Origin of the sequence: Brucella tritici (assembly GCF_902825325.1) — a bacterium.
Lineage (GTDB): Bacteria > Pseudomonadota > Alphaproteobacteria > Rhizobiales > Rhizobiaceae > Brucella.
This window is the reverse complement of record NZ_CADEAR010000004.1, coordinates 286,419-304,042: the sequence shown is the minus strand read 5'-3', so window position 1 is coordinate 304,042 and position 17,624 is coordinate 286,419. Positions and strand designations below refer to the sequence as shown.

The following is a 17,624-nucleotide window of genomic DNA, read 5'->3' as shown; positions in this document are numbered from 1 at the left end:
TTTCTTTTCATGCGGCATGATGCGATGTCCGTTCCGCGCCAACACCTGAAGCAAGAAGGATCACTGCCTCTTCCGACATGGTGTCCGCAGAAAGCTCTCCCGCAATTTGCCCTTCCCGAACGACCAGTACGCGGTCAGAAAGACCAAGCAGTTCCGGCATTTCCGACGAAATGACGACGATGCCGATACCGGAGCGCGCAAGCGCCCGCAGCAAGCGATGAATTTCCGCCTTCGCCCCGACATCTATGCCCCGTGTCGGTTCATCCATCAAAATGACTTTGGGCTTCACTGCCAATTGTTTGGCAATTGCCACTTTCTGTTGATTGCCGCCCGAAAGTGATTTCACCGGTGCTTCGATGCCACCCATGCGTACGGACAGCCGTTTCGCAAAATTCTCTGCAAGTGCGGCCTCCGCCCGCCCATTCAGAAGCCCGGCGGCGTTAGTCAATGATTTCATATCCAGCACGGAAATATTCTGCGCGATGGACATTTCCAGAAATACGCCAGAACCTTTGCGGTCTTCGGAAAGATAAACAATGCCGGCCTTGGCGGCATCGGAATATGAATTGATCTTCTGCGTCTTGCCATGGAGGCGGACTGTTCCCGCCGTACGCGGACGAAGGCCGCAGATACCTTCGGCAATCTCCGTTCGCCCCGATCCGATAAGGCCACCGACACCAAGAATTTCACCTTTGCGAACGGCAAAGCTTACGTCATTAAAGCGCACGCCATCGCCGATGCCGTCGACTTCGAGAATAATTTCGCCTGCCGCCTCGTGCGATCCAAGCTTATCTGGGTAGAGCTGCGTGATCTCTCGTCCTACCATCCGACGCACCACATCGTCGGGTTTCACATCTGCAATGCGATCGGTGCATACATAACGACCATCGCGGAAAACCGTCACCCGGTCGCAGAGGCTGAAAATCTCGGCCATACGGTGACTGATATAGATGATGGAAATGCCATTCGCCTTTAGATCACGGATAATCGAAAAGAGCTGCTGTGCCTCGGTTTCGGTGAGCGCAGCCGTCGGTTCATCCAGAATCAACACACGGCAGTCGAGTGTCAGCGCTTTGGCGATCTCCACGAGCTGCTGGCTGGAAATCGGCAAGTTGGCGACCTTCTGCCGAACATCGATAGCCGCCAGGCGGTTCATCACGATCTGCGCATCACGTTCCAGCACGCGGTAATTCATGAACGGTGAACGACGGCGATTGGTCGTTGCCATGAACATATTTTCGGCCACTGTCGCGTCCGGACAAAGCGCTATTTCCTGATGCACCAGACCGATACCAAGCGATTGCGCCACGGCGGGGGAGGCAATGTGAACGATTTTGCCGTCAATGCGTATCTCACCTTCAGTCGGCTGCAAAACGCCAGCGATAATGCTCATCAGTGTTGATTTGCCAGCACCGTTTTCGCCGCAGAGCGCATGGACCTCACCACGTTCAAGCCTGAAATCCACTTGCGTCAGCGCCTTCACCGCTCCGAAATGCTTGGTTACACCGTGGATGGTAAGCACCGGTTCAGCCATCTTTTTCCTCCCTCTCCATTCCAACCATCCGCACCAAAGCGCGCGGATGGCTTCTTGAACGGAGCCTATTCCTCAATGCCCTTGGTACCGCGACGCTTCAGATATTTGTCCCAATAGAAGTCGTCAGCATTTTCCGCCGTAACAATCGAAAGGCCGTTATCGACGACAGGAATGCTCATAGGGTTGAAGCCGGAACGTTTGGCATCGTTCATCGGGTCGATCAGTTCCGGATGCTTGGCGAGCCACAGCAGCATGAAGCCCATATAGCCCTGCATACCCTGGTTCGGATTGATCGAACCGAAGACTTCACCGGCCTTGATCATGTCGAGGATATTGGCGTTGACGTCCGCACACATGACGAGGACCTTACCACCAGCTTCCTTGTTCGCCTGCGCAGCCCCAATTGCGGAGTTAGCCTCCGGCATGAAAACCGCACCAAGGTTCGGATTGGCCTGAATGAGGCTCGACAGACCCTGATAAGCCTTGGTCGGGTCCTGATTGGAAGCAGCGCGACCGACCAGTTTCATGTCCGGCCACTTTTCTTCCATACGGGCAATGAAGGCTGCAATCCGCTTGTCGTGATTATCCTGTCCCGGATTTTCAAGAACTGCATATTCGCCCTTGCCGCCCATTTTCTGGGCGATGGCATCAGCCGCATAGGTGCCTTCGCGGGTGTTGTCCGAAGTGATGAAGGACACGCGCTTCGACAGCGGAGAATCTGCTGCGAATGTGACGACCGCCGTGCCCTGATCAATCGCCCGGTTGATAGGCTCGATGAACGGGTCAGAATTCATTGGATGAACGAGAATGCCAGCCGGGTTCTGCGCCAAAGCCTGATCGAACGTCGCGATCTGTTTGTTCACGTCATATTCCGGCGTACCCGTATATTCCGTCTCACAGCCGAACTGCTGACCAGCCTGCTTGAACATTTCATAGACGGGAAACCAGTATTCAACGCCAGAAACCATGACGTTCATCACATATTTTTCGCCCGGTTTACAGCGGAACGGATTTTCCGTCTCGGCTGCCGTTGCGGAACCGGCCAGAAGCGTTGCCGCAAGAACCGCCAGTGCGGTCGTGCTCAGAAAATTGCGCAAGTGTCCTCCTCGAGGCCGAAACCCCTCCCAAACGCGCGGATAGCGTCCCAAAAACGCCGTTGATCTTTATGAAGACCGGCCTTCCTCCTCGAAGACCAGTATTGATAGCTAATCGCAAAGAAATGTGCCTGTCAATATAATTCACACAATGAAATATATTTCACGGTACTTGTTCATTTTGCCCATGGTCAAGCTGGATCGGTGGCGAAGCGCATATCTGGATGATGAAATTTTTGATGCTGCCCGCATGTTCCCTATTTCTGAAAATGGCAGCCACTTCCGACATGATCGGCTTTCCCGCTATTGGACGAAAAACCATATTGGGCATGTGCACGACGTTTCTCACCACGCCCGGTATTACCGATATGCCTGCACCCAAAGACACTTGTGTCAAAACAGCTAGAAGACCGCCCGGCTTTGCAACGATCCTTGGAGTGAATCCTCCGCGCTTCGCGACTTCATACGTACCTGCCTCCTGTTCGGGCAGAATAAATCGGCTTTCTGCAAGAAGAGCGTACTGCCCCTCCAACGCTGCAACCGTCAGCCGATGGTCTGAGGGGACTGCCAGACAAAAATAGTCTTGCAGCAAAACATGAGCACTGAGTGACGGTGGGAGCGTCATCGGCATACGGACGAAGCCAATGTCGAGATGTCCTTCCTCGATGAGCTTTGGGAGTTCCTCCATCGGAAACTCACGCGAGTGAAGCTCCACCTGAGGCCAATCTCCTGCGAAACGGCTGATCTGCGTCTGCAAGGCTCCGGCATAAGCCGCTGAGCCGACATAGCCGATTTCGATCCGCCCGATTTCCCCCCGCCCGGCTCGGCGTCCGACACTTTCTGCCTTGTCGAACTGATCCAGCACCAATCTTGCTTCCTTCAGAAAGACCTCGCCCGCCGGGGTGATTGTGACTGAACGTTTGGTTCTGAGAAAAAGCTTCGCACCGAGCCGCCGCTCGATTTCCTGTATCTGAACCGTAAGCGTCGGAGCAGCAATGTTCAACCGCTCCGCAGCTCTTGAAAAATGAAGCTCTTCGGCGAGAGCCACTAAATAGCGAAGGTGCCTGAGTTCCATGTGCGCTTCCAACAATTAGGTAAAAACTAATATTATTCCAAATTACCGCGAATGAAAGAAATTCAAAAATCCGATCTATTGGCACTGTCAATCTCTATGAAAGAATGTCTTATGTCCCGACATACTGTCGCAATCATCTCCTCGCTAATCACAACGATAACCCTCACTAACTCGGCATTCGCGCTGGACTTGCCGACAAAACCTTTTCTTACACTCGAAGCTGCCCGCTTCGTCGTTGCGGCCGCCGAGGAAGAAGCTAAGGTGAATGGCTGGCCCTGTGTGATCTCTGTCGTCGATGCGGAGGGTATGCCAATTCTGACCGTGCGCATGGACGACGCATCAGTACCTGCTGGCGTCGAACTTGCACCTGAAAAAGCTCGAACAGCCGCTCTTTTCCGTCGGGAAAGCGGCGCTTTGGAAGATGCCATCAACGGGACACGTCCTGCTGTCATCACCGCGCGTGGATTTGTGCTTATGCGTGGTGGCGTGCCCATCACCGTGGGCGGTAAGGTTGTCGGCGCCATCGGCGTATCGGCGGACACGCCCGATCATGACCAGCAAATTGCTAAGGCTGGTGCGGCAGCGCTGACAACAAAATGACAACAGTTATCGCGTCCGCACCGCGTCTTACCAATTCGACTTTGATTTTGCTGACGGCATCGACCGGTTGCGCGATGACCGTGCTGGACACAAATGTCGTCGCAATGGTCCTACCGACCATTTCACGTGAATTTTCGGCAAGTTTTGCGGATGTCGAGTGGGTTATCAGTACTTATGTTCTTTGTTTCGCGTCACTCCTCTTACCAGCCGGCGCCCTAGCCGATCGGTTCGGACGCCGCACTGTTTTCCTGATCGGAATTGGCGCGTTCGCATTGTCGTCCTGGCTTTGCGGTGTGGCGAATTCTGCCAGTACACTTTATCTCGCCCGTGCATTGCAAGGCGCAAGCGCGGCCTTCCAGCTCGCACCCGCGCTCGCAATCATTGGCCATACGTTCCATACCGAAGACGAACGTAACCGTGCATGGTCAATCTGGGGTGGTATCATGGGTCTGACCATGGTTCTGTCGCCAGTTATCGGCGGCATCATTGCCCATGCGCTTGGGTGGCGATGGGCGTTCTACATAAACATACCCATCAGCATTGTTCTGGCACTTGCTACGCTGCGTTTCGTCACGGATTCAAATGATGAAAATGCGCGACGTCTCGATCCTATCGGGATCATTTCCTTTGCAGCGACCATGTTTGCATTAACATGGGGGCTCATCAATGGGCAGGCACATGGCTGGACATCTCCAATCGCTGTGACAGGTTTTGTCAGCGGCGTTGCCGGGCTGATGATTTTTCTTATCGCCGAAACTGCCCAGCAGCGCCCGATGCTCGATCTCAGTCTGTTTCGTAATCCCCGCTTCATCGGTGGTGTCTGGGCGATGTTCGCCTATGCCGCCTGCGCGCAGGTGATGGCATCCATGCTGCCACTGTTCCTTCAGAACGGCTTCGGTCAACCACCATTGCAGGCTGGTTTTGCCATGCTTCCATTTGCAAGCGCGATGCTGATCTTCCCCAATGTCGGGCGCCTTCTCGGAAAGAAAGTATCATCTCGAGAAATTCTTGCCCTGGGTCTCATGGTCGTCGGCGTTGGCAGCCTGGTGACAAGCCTCGGTGCGCATTCCGGAAACTGGTCTATCGTGATGTGCGGCATGTTTCTGATCGGGAGCGGTGGCGGCCTGCTGAACGGTGAGACCCAGAAGGCGATTATGAGCACGGTTTCGCGCGAACGGGCCGGGATGGCATCTGGCATCAGCACAACCGCTCGGTTTACTGGCATTCTGCTCGGCTTCGCAGTCCTGAGCGGTGTGCTAGCAAGCGCTGTCCGAACTCATCTAATTCAAACGGATTGCAGCGATCCTACATGCAGCGGAGATTTTGCTGATGCGATAGTGGCAGGCGACCTACCCAATGCGCTTTACATGGTGGCACCGTCAGCCAGAACTGTCACATCTGAACTTGCCATGCGGGGTTATTCGGCCGGTTTCTCGGTTGCGCTGCTCGTTTCCGCGACCGTCGCCATCGCCTCCTCGCTTCTGGTGTACCACCTGATGAAACGACAATAACCTTCTCGCGAAGGCTCTATTCCTTTTTGTAAAGTGTACGCGACCGCTCGAGATGACGGAGCATGGCAGCCTCGGCACGGTCCGCATCCTTACCGGACAGGCAATCCAGTATTTCCTCGTGCTCAACGAGGGTATATTTCTCCTTACCCGTCCAGATAAGCATATGAGTATGATACTCTTTCAGCCAGGCCAACATGGCCTCGCTCACTGCTACCAATATCGGATTACCAGCAATTCTGGCTATCCGGACATGAAACTCCATATCGGCAGCGATGAATGCATCCGCGTCACCAAGCGATTCCCGCTGCCGTTCGATGATCTCTCGCAGTTCCGCGATATCATTTTCCGTTATCTTCTGCGCAGTCTCGCGAACAATACCGCGTTCGAAGAAAATTCTTGCACTCTTCAAATCCTCCAGTGTGTCCATTGATTGCGCCAGCATGATCTTCGCAGTCGGATCTACCTGCTGAAAGATCGACTTTGCCGTTAGCTTCAGCACCTTGGCACGCTCTCCATGCGAAATACTGACCAGTCCCATTTTGGCAAGCGACTGCATTGCCTCGCGAATTGCAGGGCGCCCAACACCGAAACGCTCCATCAAGACTCGCTCCGACGGCATTTCGTCTCCTGGCTCCAATTCGCCGGAGGTGATCATGTTTTCGAGCCGGTCAAATACTTCGTCGGACAGTTTGCGACGAACAATAGGTTCGATTGGCTGGTTCATTGCATCTCACCCCTCATGCGCTTTCCCCTCTTATGCATCTTCGAATGCGCGGAGAAAAGCTATTTGCCCACAGCAGTCGAAGCGTCTCACAATTTTTCACTTGCGTGTAATGGAATACTCATTATACCAGTCACCCTACATACGCCAGACGATTACGACTGGCAACGAACCAATGTCTGTTCCGGTAACAACCATGTACATCAGCCTGACCTATCGCATAGAGACTACCGGCAGCATCGAACAGATGGCAGCCAAAATTGCGAGCGATCAGTCGACCGGCACTTTTGTCGCTATTCCCGGCGAAACAGAAGAGCTGAAGGCGCGCGTTGCAGCACGTGTACTCGAAATTCGTCCACTTGGAGACACAACGACCCCTGCGTGGCCGGAGCTTGAGCCCGGCCACGGCTCGATCAAGCGCGCCGATGTCGACATCGCCTTCCCGCTCGACGCAATCGGTACTGATCTTGCAGCACTGTTGACGATTGCCGTTGGCGGTGTTTACTCGATCAAGGGCATGACCGGCATCCGCGTGGTCGATATGAAGCTGCCGGAAGCCTTCAAAAGCGCGCATCACGGCCCGCAGTTCGGCATTGCTGGCAGCCGTCGTCTGACGGGCGTTGAAAAGCGTCCGATCATCGGCACCATCGTCAAGCCCGCGCTGGGGCTCCGTCCGCATGAAACAGCAGAACTCGTTGGCGAATTGATCGAATCCGGCGTCGACTTCATCAAGGATGATGAAAAGCTGATGAGCCCGGCTTATTCGCCGCTCAAAGAACGCATTACAGCGATCATGCCGCGTATCCTTGATCACGAACAGAAGACCGGCAAGAAAGTGATGTATGCCTTCGGCATTTCCCACGCCGATCCTGACGAGATGATGCGCAACCATGACATGGTATTGAAAGCTGGCGGCAATTGCGCCGTGGTCAACATCAACTCGGTTGGCTTTGGCGGCATGAGCTTCCTGCGCAAGCGCTCAGGCCTCGTTCTGCACGCGCATCGCAATGGCTGGGATATTCTGACCCGCAATCCGGGCGCAGGCATGGATTTCCATGTTTATCAGCAGTTCTGGCGCCTGCTCGGCGTGGATCAGTTCCAGATCAACGGCATTAGCGTAAAATATTGGGAACCGGACGAAAGCTTCGTCAATTCGTTCAAGGCTGTCAGCACGCCACTGTTCGACCCGTCAGATTGTCCGCTTCCTGTTGCTGGTTCTGGCCAGTGGGGCGGACAGGCACCTGAAACCTATGAGCGCACAGGTCGCACGACGGATCTGCTTTATCTATGCGGCGGCGGCATTGTCAGCCATCCGGGCGGCCCGGCAGCTGGTGTTCGCGCCGTACAGCAGGCATGGGAAGCAGCAGTCGCTGGCATCCCACTTGAAACCTATGCTGCTGAGCATCCTGAACTTGCAGCTTCGCTCTCAAAATTCGGCTCCGTTAATTCAAATGGAGGAGGCGAATAATGACCAAGGCTTCCAACGAATTGCTGCTGTCTTACTACGGTGACGACCTCACCGGCTCGACCGATGTTATGGAAGCCATGTCTTCCAACGGCGTTGACACTGTGCTGTTCATGAATGTGCCGGACGAAGAGCTTCTTTCGCGCTTTTCGCACTGTAAGGCTATCGGTCTTGCAGGAACGAGCCGCAGCGAAACGCCGGAATGGATGCAGGAAAATCTCACGCCTGCATTCAACTGGCTCAAAAGCCTGAATGCTGCGATTGCTCATTACAAGGTCTGCTCAACATTCGATTCCGCCCCCCATGTCGGCAATATCGGCAAGGCCGTCGAAATCGGCAAAGCGGTCTTTGGTCAGACCTATGTGCCGTTGGTTGTTGGCGCACCGCAGCTCAAGCGTTATACCGCTTTCGGGAATCTCTTTGCCGCCTATCAGGGCGAAGTCTATCGTATTGACCACCATCCGGTCATGAGCCGCCATCCCGTCACGCCAATGCACGAAGCGGACCTGCGCGAGCATCTGGCTAAGCAGACCGCACTGAAAACCGTGCTTGCTGATCTTGTCGCGCTTTCAGCCGCCGATGCGAATGAACGTGTAAACGCGATTGTCAAAGATGCTGACGGCATGTTGCTCCTCGACGTTGATAGCCATGAAAGCCAGTTGCACGCAGGCGAACAGCTCTGGCGTTTGCGTGCCCGTGAAGGCTGGTTTGTCGCTGGTTCGTCCGGCGTTGAATATGCGCTTCTGGCCGCTTGGGCCAAGGCTGGACTGATCAGCGCGAAAAAAGAGTTTCCGCTTCCCGGCAAGGCTGACCGCATCGCGGTCGTTTCGGGCAGCGTCTCACCAACCACCGAACGCCAAATCCGTCATGCAACCACATCGGGCTTTACCGGCATTGATCTCAACCCGCTCGATCTTCTCGGCGAAAACGGCAATCAGGCAATCGAAGCTGCCATTGCTGACGGCCAGAAGGCGCTTCAGCAGGGCAACAGCGTGATCCTCAACACCGCGCTTGGTCCGTCCGCTGATCGCGGCACAGAAATTGATAAGATCGCAGGCAGCCGCCACAAGCTGGCCCGTAGCCTCGGCTTCATCCTCCGCAGCCTTGTCGAACGCGAACAGCTTACCCGCGCAGTTATTGCAGGCGGCGACACTTCCAGCCACGCATTGCGTGAACTGCATATCGATGCACTCACCACGCTTTTGCCGCTTCCGCAAACACCAGGCTCGCCGCTTTGCACGGCTTACGGCTCACACGTCGCCACCAATGGCCTTCAGATCGCTCTCAAAGGCGGTCAGGTCGGCTCAGACAATTATTTCAGTCAGATCCGCGACGGAATCCTCACCTAATCTGGAATACTCATTGACTGGTTATACCAGTTGCGCTACCAAAAATTACGGGAAGGAAATATCAATCATGACAGCAATCGCTTTGTTCGGAGCGGGCGGCAAAATGGGTTACCGTCTGGCCAAGAACCTTCAAGGTTCGCGCTTCGACGTCCGTCACATCGAAGTCAGCGACGCAGGCAAGGCACGCCTGAAAAACGAACTCGATATTGACACCATCGATGCAGATGCAGGTCTCGAAGGCGCTGAAGTCGTCATTCTGGCTGTGCCGGACACCATCATCGGTAAGGTTGCTGCAGGTATCGTTGACAAGCTGAAACCAGGCACAATGGTTATCGCGCTCGACGCAGCCGCTCCATTTGCAGGTCACCTGCCAGAACGCGCAGACCTCACCTATTTCGTAACCCATCCTTGCCATCCGCCGATCTTCAACGACGAAACGGACGTGCAGGCAAAGAAGGACCACTTCGGCGGTCTGTTTGCAAAGCAGCACATCGTTTCGGCTCTGATGCAGGGCCCGGAAGAAGCTTATGCGCTGGGTGAAGAAATCGCGAAGGTCATCTGGGCACCGGTCATGCGCTCGCACCGCGTAACCGTCGAGCAGCTCGCAATCCTCGAGCCGGGCCTGTCGGAAACCGTTTGCGCCTCGCTTCTGGTTGTCATGAAGCAGGCCATGGATGAAAGTGTCCGGCGCGGCGTTCCTGAAGAAGCTGCCCGAGACTTCCTGCTCGGGCATATGAATGTCCTTGGAGCGGTCATTTTCGGCGAAGTTCAAGGCGTATTCTCCGATGCCTGCAACAAGGCAATCGAATTTGGCATCCCGGCGCTGATGCGCGACGACTGGAAAAACGTATTCGAACCGGCAGAAATCGCAGAAAGCATCCGTCGCATTACGTGACGTCACTTGGGAGGGCGTCACACGCTCTCCCCTTTTCCGCCCTTTTGGGAAATGGGGCTTATTGGGAGGTCTACATGAAGTTCACACGCAGGAAAATTGCACGCGGTTTTGCTATTGCAGCCGTTTCGGCAACATTGGCAGGCAGTGTTGTCATGCCAGCATGGGCTGCTGATCTGATCGCGATCATCACGCCATCGCATGACAATCCATTCTATAAGGCTGAAGCCGTAGGTGCTGAAGCCAAGGCCAAGGAACTTGGTTACGAAACGCTGATCCTTCAGCATGACGACGACGCGACCAAGCAATCGCAGCTCGTCGATACGGCCATCGGTCGTGGCGCAAAGGCTATCATCCTCGACAATGCCGGTTCGGAAGCCTCGATTGCAGCCGTTCAGAAGGCAAAAGACGCGAAGATTCCTTCATTCCTGATCGATCGTGAAATCAACGCCTCGGGTGTTGCCGTTTCGCAGATTGTATCCAACAACTATCAGGGCGCTCAGCTCGGCGCTGAAGAATTCGTCAAGCTGATGGGCGAAGCCGGCAATTATGTCGAGCTGCTCGGCCGCGAATCCGATCTCAATGCTGGCACTCGCTCGAAGGGCTATCACGACGTCATCGACGAATACCCGGACATGAAGATGGTTGCGCAGCAGTCGGCCAACTGGAGCCAGACTGAAGCCTTCACCAAGATGCAGAGCATTCTGCAGGCAAACCCTGATATCAAGGGCGTGATTTCCGGCAACGACACCATGGCTATGGGTGCATGGGCAGCGCTTGAAGCTGCTGGCCGCAAGGACGTTATCGTTGTCGGCTTCGACGGCTCCAACGACGTCCGCGATTCCATCAAGGCAGGGGGCATCAAGGCAACTGTCCTTCAGCCAGCCTATGCTCAGGCACAGATGGCTGTCGTTCAGGCTGACGAATATATCAAGACCGGTAAGGGACCTGCTGAAGAAAAGCAGCTGATGGACTGCGTCCTCATCAACCCTGACAATGCAGACAAGCTCGAAACCTTCGCTTTGAAGGATTAATCAAGCATTGCTTGGCTGGGAGCGCCAGCGCTCCCGGTACTATTTCCTGTACCGAGGATAAATTCATGTCAGTGCTGAAGTCAGCATCCATTATCCTGCTGGCCTGCGGTGTCGCGCTTTCGGGCTGCAAAATCATCAAGACTCCGACAGCAGAAGAAGCCGCAGAAGCACGCGGCGATAATTTCAACCCCGATCGTTCGGTTGCCGACATCTGGGACTCAAAAGTTAAACCGTTTTTTGCCGAAAAAACTGCGACGCTCGATGAAGTGATGCAGGCAGTAAAGGCAGATGCGGACGCCGCTGGAGCGAAATACGGTCATCGCGAAAAGCAGGGCAATGCCCCCTGGACTTTTGCAGCCAAGCTTGAAGGCACTGTGGTCGCCGCCGAAACGAAATCGCGCGCAGCCTATGTTGATGTCGACAGCAATGGCGATGGCAAGGCCGATGCACGTGTGCAGATCGGACCGACCGTTCGTGGCAGCGCAATCCGCGACAGCCTCTCCTTTGTGAACTTCAACGAGTTTCGCAATCAGATCGACTGGGCTCAGTTTGGCAAGGCGTTCAACACCCGCGTCAATGACGATGTTCTTTCAAAGCTCCCGCGCGAAGATCTGGTTGGCATGAAGGTGAAAGCCGAAGGTGCTTTCCCGTTGCCATCGAAGGGCCAGCTTCCGCTCGTCACACCTGTATCCATCTCTTTGGAGAAATAAGCGATGGAGACGGAATTGAACCCAAAGGACGATATCGTCCTCAAGCTTGAGGATGTTTCCAAGGTCTATTCGGGCATCGTCGCGGTCAAGCGCGCCAGTCTTGAATTGCGCCGTGGTTCGGTCAATGTGCTTGTCGGCGAGAACGGTGCTGGCAAGTCAACGCTGATGAAAATCATCGCGGGCGTTGAGCGTCCGACCATGGGCAAGATCATTCTCGATAGCGAGGAAGTGTCCTTCGACAGCCCCGCCGACGCGCAGAAGCGCGGTATTGCGATGATCTTTCAAGAACTGAACCTGTTTTCAAACATGTCGGTGGCAGAGAATATCTTTGCCACACGCGAAATCATGCGCGGGTTGCGCGGTATCGACCACAAGGCGCAGGTTGTAAAAGCCAACGAATACCTCGACCGACTCGATGCAGGCATCAGTGCAAATACGCTTGTCGCCGATTTGCCGATTGGTCAGCAGCAACTAGTCGAAATCGCCAAAGCCATTTCGCTCGATGCACGCATCGTCATCATGGACGAGCCAACATCCGCACTTTCTGCAGCCGAAGTCGACATTCTTTTCAAGGTGATTGCCGAGCTGAAAAGTCAGGGCGTCGCAATCGTCTATATTTCGCATCGTCTCGAAGAACTGATGCGGATCGGCGATTACATCACCGTTTTGCGTGATGGAAAAATCACCGGGCAGGAAGAGATCAAGAATATCGATACGCAATGGATTGTGCGTTCGATGATTGGCTCCGATGCCAAGGATTTTGCAAAGCCTGTGACCCACAAGATCGGTGCAGAGCGGTTTCGCGCTGAAAACATCACCCTGCCGCGCGCGACTGGCGGGCTTGCAGTTGATGACGTCTCCCTGACTGTGCGCGCAGGCGAAGTTCTGGGCATTTACGGCCTTATGGGCGCCGGGCGTTCCGAGTTTTTCGAATGTGTGATGGGCCAGCATGGGCATTCAACCGGCCATATCTATATCGATGGCGAGGAAGTGAAAGAGCGCGATACGACCCGGCGCATCCGGCGTGGCCTTGCCCTCATACCGGAAGATCGCCAGCGCGAAGGACTGGTGCAGATTTTGTCGATTGCCAGCAATCTGACACTGGCAAGTCTCGACCGGCTGGCTCGCTTCTTCCATATCACGCCAAAGCGTGAAAAACAGGCCATTCAACAGGCGATCAAAGACCTTTCGATCAAGGCACCGAACCCCGAATTCGAAGTCACCTCGATGTCTGGCGGTAATCAGCAGAAGGTTGTCATCGGCAAGGCGCTGATGACCAATCCGAAAGTTCTTCTGATGGACGAGCCATCGCGGGGCATCGACGTGGGTGCGAAGGCCGATGTCTTCCGCACCATGCGCAGGCTTGCCGCCGAGGGTCTCTCCATTCTTTTTTCAACCTCTGATCTGGAAGAAGTCATGGCGCTCTCCGATCGCATCGCGGTGCTCAGCAACGGGAAGCTGATTGCCATATTCGACCGCGACAAAGCGACGGAAGCCGACATTGTTGCCGCATCGGCCAAGGGCCACGGGCACACACATGACAACGACCACAACAAACAAACAAGGGAACTCGCGTCATGACAGCCAACACGACGACGGCCGCCACTGACTCAACCTTTAACAGCGGCTCGGCCCTGCTGACGCTGATGAAACTGAGAACCTTCATCGCGCTTTTCGTGGTGTTCATATTCTTCTCGTTCGCAGCGCCGAACTTCCTTTCAGCTGCCAACCTGATCCTGATGTCGAAACACGTTGCGCTTAACGCATTTCTTGCAATGGGCATGACCTTCGTCATCATCACAGGCGGCATCGACCTTTCCGTCGGCTCCATTGTCGGGCTTTGCGGCATGGTTGCCGGTGGTCTTCTGATCTACGGTATCGATCTTGGCATCGGCTATACGATCTATTTCAACATCATTGAAATCTCGCTGATCACACTGGCTGTGGGTGTCGCAGTCGGCTTCATAAACGGGCTATTGATAACCAAACTGAATGTTGCGCCCTTCATTGCGACACTCGGCACGCTTTATGTAGCGCGTGGCCTGGCACTTCTGTCCTCGGACGGCCAGACCTTCCCGAACCTTGTAGGCCGCGAAGACCTGGGTACAACCGGCTTCGCCTTCCTCGGATCAGGCAGCATTCTCGGTCTTCCGGTCTCGATCTGGATTCTGATCGTTGTCGCGTTGGCAGCAGCCTATATCGCGCGATACACGCCCCTTGGTCGCCAGATTTTCGCAGTCGGCGGCAATGAACGTGCGGCACGCATGTCGGGTATCCGCGTCGACCGCGTAAAGATGTTCGTTTACATGTTTTCGGGCTTCTGTGCGGCGATCGCCGGGCTTATCATCTCGTCCGAACTGATGTCTTCGCATCCGGCAACCGGCAACTCGTTCGAACTGAACGCCATTGCGGCAGCAGTCCTCGGAGGCACCTCGATGTCTGGCGGGCGCGGCACCATTGGCGGCACGATCATCGGTGCATTCGTCATCGGTATCCTCTCCGATGGCCTGGTCATGATGGGCGTATCGTCCTTTTGGCAAATGGTCATCAAGGGCCTTGTCATCATCATTGCCGTGGTGGTGGATCAGGCACAGCGCCGCCTCCAGCAGCGCGTTACACTTATGCAAATGGCAAAAGCGGGTTAAAATGGCAGAATTGAATGGCGCTCTGATCGGCTGCGGTTTTTTCGCAATCAACCAGATGCATGCATGGAATGATGTTTCGGGTGCCAGAATCGTGGCAATCTGTGATCGCAACCCTGAGCGGCTGAAGATTGTCGGCGACCAGTTTGGCATCGAACGCCGCTATACTGATGCGCAGGTGCTGTTTGCGGATGGCGGCATTGATTTTGTCGATATCGCCACCACAGTCTCAAGCCATCGCGCTCTGGTGGAACTTGCCGCCACTCGCAAGGTGCCAGCAATCTGCCAGAAGCCTTTTGCCAAAACGCTTGATGATGCACAGGCCATGGTGAAAGTCTGCGATGAAGCAGGCATTCCGCTCATGGTGCATGAAAACTTCCGCTGGCAGACGCCTATTCAGGCAGTGCGCAAGGCACTCGACAGTGGCGTCATAGGTGCGCCATTCTGGGGACGTTTCTCCTTCCGCTCGGGCTTCGACGTGTTTTCCGGCCAGCCCTATCTTGCTGAAGGCGAACGCTTCATCATCGAAGATTTAGGCATTCATACGCTTGATATTGCACGCTTCATTCTGGGCGATGTGACCAGCCTTGTTGCTCGCACAAAGCGTGTGAACCCGAAGATCAAGGGTGAAGATGTAGCAACTATTCTCATGGATCATGAAAATGGCGCTACTTCCATTGTCGACGTAAGCTATGCGACCAAGCTCAAAACCGATCCTTTCCCGGAAACGCTCGTCGAAATTGATGGCACCGAAGGTTCGATCCGGCTTTATCAGGGGTATCGCCTTGAAGTGATTACGCCGAACGGCACCACGGTTTCCGACGTTTCGCCAAAACTGCTCTCGTGGGCCTCACGTCCATGGCACAATATTCAGGAAAGCGTCTTTGCCATTCAGCAGCATTGGGTCGACAAGCTGGCATCTGGTGAAGACACCTCGACATCGGGTGCTGATAATCTTAAGACCTTCGCGCTCGTTGAAGCCGCGTATGACAGTGCTACAAGCGGCAATCGCGTCGACATTACGGCGTTGCTCAAATGAGCAACGTCGATCCTTTCCTGCTCTATGGAACGCGAGAAGCCGAAGCTCAGCCAACGCACCTAAAAGCGGGCTTGCTTGGCCTGGATTTAAGCGACGGCAATCTTCGCACCATCACTTATGACGGCGTCGAAGTTCTGCGCGCGGTCTCCTATCTCGTGCGGGATCGAGACTGGGGAACCTACAACCCGGAAATCCATGATCTGAATGTTGAGCAAAACGACAGCGGTTTCATTGTCACCTATCAGGCACGTTGCGAAGGCCCGGATGCGACCCAACTCACCATTGATGTCCGCATTCAGGCAGAGAGTGGCGGAACACTTACTTTCGACGCCGTGGCCACTACCGTGACCGGCTTTGAAACTAACCGTTGCGGCTTCTGCATTCTCCATCCAATTGTCGGCGTGGCAGGTTCGCCTGTAACAGTCGAGCATGTCGACGGTACACTCAACAAGACCCGCCTGCCCGATCTGATCGAGCCATGGCAGCCTTTCAAGGACATGCGTGCAATCACCCATGAGGCCATGCCTGGCGTTACGGCGGAATGCCGTATGGAAGGCGATACGTTTGAGATGGAAGACCAGCGCAACTGGTCCGATGCATCTTACAAGACCTATGTGCGTCCCCTGGCTTTGCCATGGCCTTACCAGATCGAAGCCGCCAAACCCCAGCATCAGCGCATCGTGCTCAACATTTCCGACACGCGCGCGGCGACACCAAATAGCACCCGGTATGCGGAGCCGGTGTGCATCACACTCGGTGACGCAAGTGGAAAAATGCCAAATATCGGCATCATCATCACACCAGAAGAAGCCAAGGCCAGTTTAGCTGCAATAGAGCTGCTTGAGGAAATAGCCCCGCAGGATCTGTTATTTCATTACGATCCTCTGGCAAGTCATAACGAATCAGCTTTTGCTGATTTCGCGACCTTGGCTGCGAAGCATAGCGGGCACGTTTCGCTCGAAATTGCATTGCCTTGCGAGAAATCGCTCATCGAAGAGACGACAGCAATCGCTTCTGACATGACAGCAGCTGGCTTTACCCCGGATGCGATCATTCTTTCACCGGCCATAGACCGGCAATCGACGCCTCCCGGAAGCAAATGGCCTCCCTGCCCGCCGCTCGAAGATGTTTATGCGGCAGCAAGAGAAGCCTTCCCGGATGTACGGCTTGGCGGTGGAATGCTGAGCTATTTCACAGAGCTTAATCGCAAGCGCGTTCCCTGCGAGCTTGTTGATTTCGTCACCCATTGCACCAATCCGATTGTCCATGCCGCTGACGACCTGAGCGTCATGCAGACACTAGAGGCTCTGCCTTTCATCACCCGCTCGGTGCGAGCGATCTATGGCGACAAGCCCTATCGCATTGGGCCGTCGACGATCCCCATGCGTCAGAATCCCTATGGAAGCAGGACGATGGAAAACCCGAATGGCAAACGCATTGCCATGGCCAATCTCGATCCACGCCATAATGGAAAATTCGCGGAAAGCTTCGCCATGGCCTATGCCATATCGGTGCTGAATGCAGGCCTTGATCGTCTAACGCTTTCGGCCATGACTGGCCCATTCGGGCTTATTGCTGGCGAAGGCGAGCCAACGCCAGCAGGCGGAAAACGTCCGCTCTTTAATACGATAAAAACATTGGCCGGGCTGGCAGGTAAGAAATGGCAGCAGCTTGTTTCGTCGCGGCCTGACCACGTTCTGGCCTTTGCAACAGAGCGAGAATTCTGGCTGGTGAACATCACTTCACAACCTCAAACTGTGAGCATCGCTCAATTTACCGAGATTGTTCTCAATCCCTATGCGGTCAAAAGCTTGAAACGCTGCTAGTTTTTAATCAGGTCGACGTTTCGTTTTGATCAGGAGGGACCAGCGCCAGCTATAAAAACGATATGCCCGCCAGCAAGAACTGACGGGCATAGATCGAAAGAGTTTTGAGCGGTTTAGATCAGATTTGAGTGG

15 protein-coding genes are annotated in these 17,624 nt (G+C 54.7%); 11 read left to right on the top strand and 4 right to left on the bottom strand.

Annotation, left to right across the window (positions count from 1 at the left end; genetic code table 11):
• Window positions 1-7: 7 nt before the first annotated feature.
• From HWX93_RS08045 to HWX93_RS08035, 3 genes are all read right to left on the bottom strand, one after another.
• Window positions 8-1,534 carry a sugar ABC transporter ATP-binding protein gene (locus tag HWX93_RS08045; RefSeq protein ID WP_176037072.1) on the bottom strand — a complete coding sequence of 509 codons (1,527 nt, stop codon included), beginning with the start codon at window positions 1,532-1,534 and terminating at the stop codon, window positions 8-10.
• Window positions 1,535-1,599: 65 nt separating this feature from the next.
• Window positions 1,600-2,631 carry a substrate-binding domain-containing protein gene (locus HWX93_RS08040; protein ID WP_109986870.1) on the bottom strand — a complete coding sequence of 344 codons (1,032 nt, stop codon included), beginning with the start codon at window positions 2,629-2,631 and terminating at the stop codon, window positions 1,600-1,602.
• A 160-nt stretch (window positions 2,632-2,791) separates the two neighbouring features.
• The gene (locus HWX93_RS08035) at window positions 2,792-3,703 is read right to left on the bottom strand and encodes a LysR substrate-binding domain-containing protein (RefSeq protein WP_109986869.1); all 912 of its coding nucleotides are present in this window, start codon (window positions 3,701-3,703) and stop codon (window positions 2,792-2,794) included.
• A 111-nt stretch (window positions 3,704-3,814) separates the two neighbouring features.
• Between HWX93_RS08035 and HWX93_RS08030 the strand changes: the two genes are divergently transcribed.
• Together HWX93_RS08030 and HWX93_RS08025 are read left to right on the top strand one after the other, a co-directional pair.
• Window positions 3,815-4,303: a GlcG/HbpS family heme-binding protein gene (locus tag HWX93_RS08030; RefSeq protein WP_109986868.1), complete on the top strand. Its 489-nt coding sequence runs from the start codon at window positions 3,815-3,817 to the stop codon at window positions 4,301-4,303.
• Window positions 4,300-5,814, top strand: coding sequence for an MFS transporter (locus HWX93_RS08025; RefSeq protein WP_176037071.1), 1,515 nt, complete (start codon window positions 4,300-4,302; stop codon window positions 5,812-5,814). Before HWX93_RS08030 ends, HWX93_RS08025 begins: the two co-directional genes overlap by 4 nt.
• 16 nt (window positions 5,815-5,830) lie before the next feature.
• Here HWX93_RS08025 and HWX93_RS08020 read toward each other — a convergent pair whose 3' ends face one another.
• Window positions 5,831-6,538, bottom strand: a complete 708-nt coding sequence (locus HWX93_RS08020; protein WP_151555124.1) for a transcriptional regulator NanR — start codon at window positions 6,536-6,538, stop codon at window positions 5,831-5,833.
• Window positions 6,539-6,731: 193 nt separating this feature from the next.
• Here HWX93_RS08020 and oiaX point away from each other — a divergent pair, with 193 nt between their 5' ends.
• From oiaX to HWX93_RS07975, 9 genes are all read left to right on the top strand, one after another.
• Window positions 6,732-8,003 carry a 3-oxo-isoapionate-4-phosphate decarboxylase OiaX gene (gene oiaX, locus HWX93_RS08015; protein ID WP_176037129.1) on the top strand — a complete coding sequence of 424 codons (1,272 nt, stop codon included), beginning with the start codon at window positions 6,732-6,734 and terminating at the stop codon, window positions 8,001-8,003.
• Window positions 8,003-9,349 carry a four-carbon acid sugar kinase family protein gene (locus HWX93_RS08010; protein WP_176037070.1) on the top strand — a complete coding sequence of 449 codons (1,347 nt, stop codon included), beginning with the start codon at window positions 8,003-8,005 and terminating at the stop codon, window positions 9,347-9,349. The genes oiaX and HWX93_RS08010 overlap by 1 nt, the downstream gene beginning before the upstream one ends.
• Window positions 9,350-9,416: 67 nt before the next feature.
• Window positions 9,417-10,244, top strand: a complete 828-nt coding sequence (locus HWX93_RS08005) for a phosphogluconate dehydrogenase C-terminal domain-containing protein (protein ID WP_176037069.1) — start codon at window positions 9,417-9,419, stop codon at window positions 10,242-10,244.
• A gap of 74 nt (window positions 10,245-10,318) precedes the next feature.
• Window positions 10,319-11,275, top strand: coding sequence for a D-ribose ABC transporter substrate-binding protein (locus tag HWX93_RS08000; protein WP_176037068.1), 957 nt, complete (start codon window positions 10,319-10,321; stop codon window positions 11,273-11,275).
• Between the two features lie 65 nt (window positions 11,276-11,340).
• Window positions 11,341-11,985 (top strand): DUF2291 family protein, encoded by a 645-nt coding sequence (locus HWX93_RS07995; protein WP_176037067.1) that lies wholly within the window; start codon window positions 11,341-11,343, stop codon window positions 11,983-11,985.
• A gap of 3 nt (window positions 11,986-11,988) precedes the next feature.
• Entirely contained in the window at window positions 11,989-13,566 is a 1,578-nt protein-coding gene (locus HWX93_RS07990) for a sugar ABC transporter ATP-binding protein (RefSeq protein WP_176037066.1), read from the top strand.
• Entirely contained in the window at window positions 13,563-14,630 is a 1,068-nt protein-coding gene (locus tag HWX93_RS07985; protein WP_176037065.1) for an ABC transporter permease, read from the top strand. Before HWX93_RS07990 ends, HWX93_RS07985 begins: the two co-directional genes overlap by 4 nt.
• Window position 14,631: 1 nt before the next feature.
• The gene (locus tag HWX93_RS07980) at window positions 14,632-15,666 is read left to right on the top strand and encodes a Gfo/Idh/MocA family protein (RefSeq protein WP_176037064.1); all 1,035 of its coding nucleotides are present in this window, start codon (window positions 14,632-14,634) and stop codon (window positions 15,664-15,666) included.
• Window positions 15,663-17,492: a hypothetical protein gene (locus HWX93_RS07975; protein ID WP_176037063.1), complete on the top strand. Its 1,830-nt coding sequence runs from the start codon at window positions 15,663-15,665 to the stop codon at window positions 17,490-17,492. The genes HWX93_RS07980 and HWX93_RS07975 overlap by 4 nt, the downstream gene beginning before the upstream one ends.
• The last annotated feature ends 132 nt before the right edge of the window (window positions 17,493-17,624 follow it).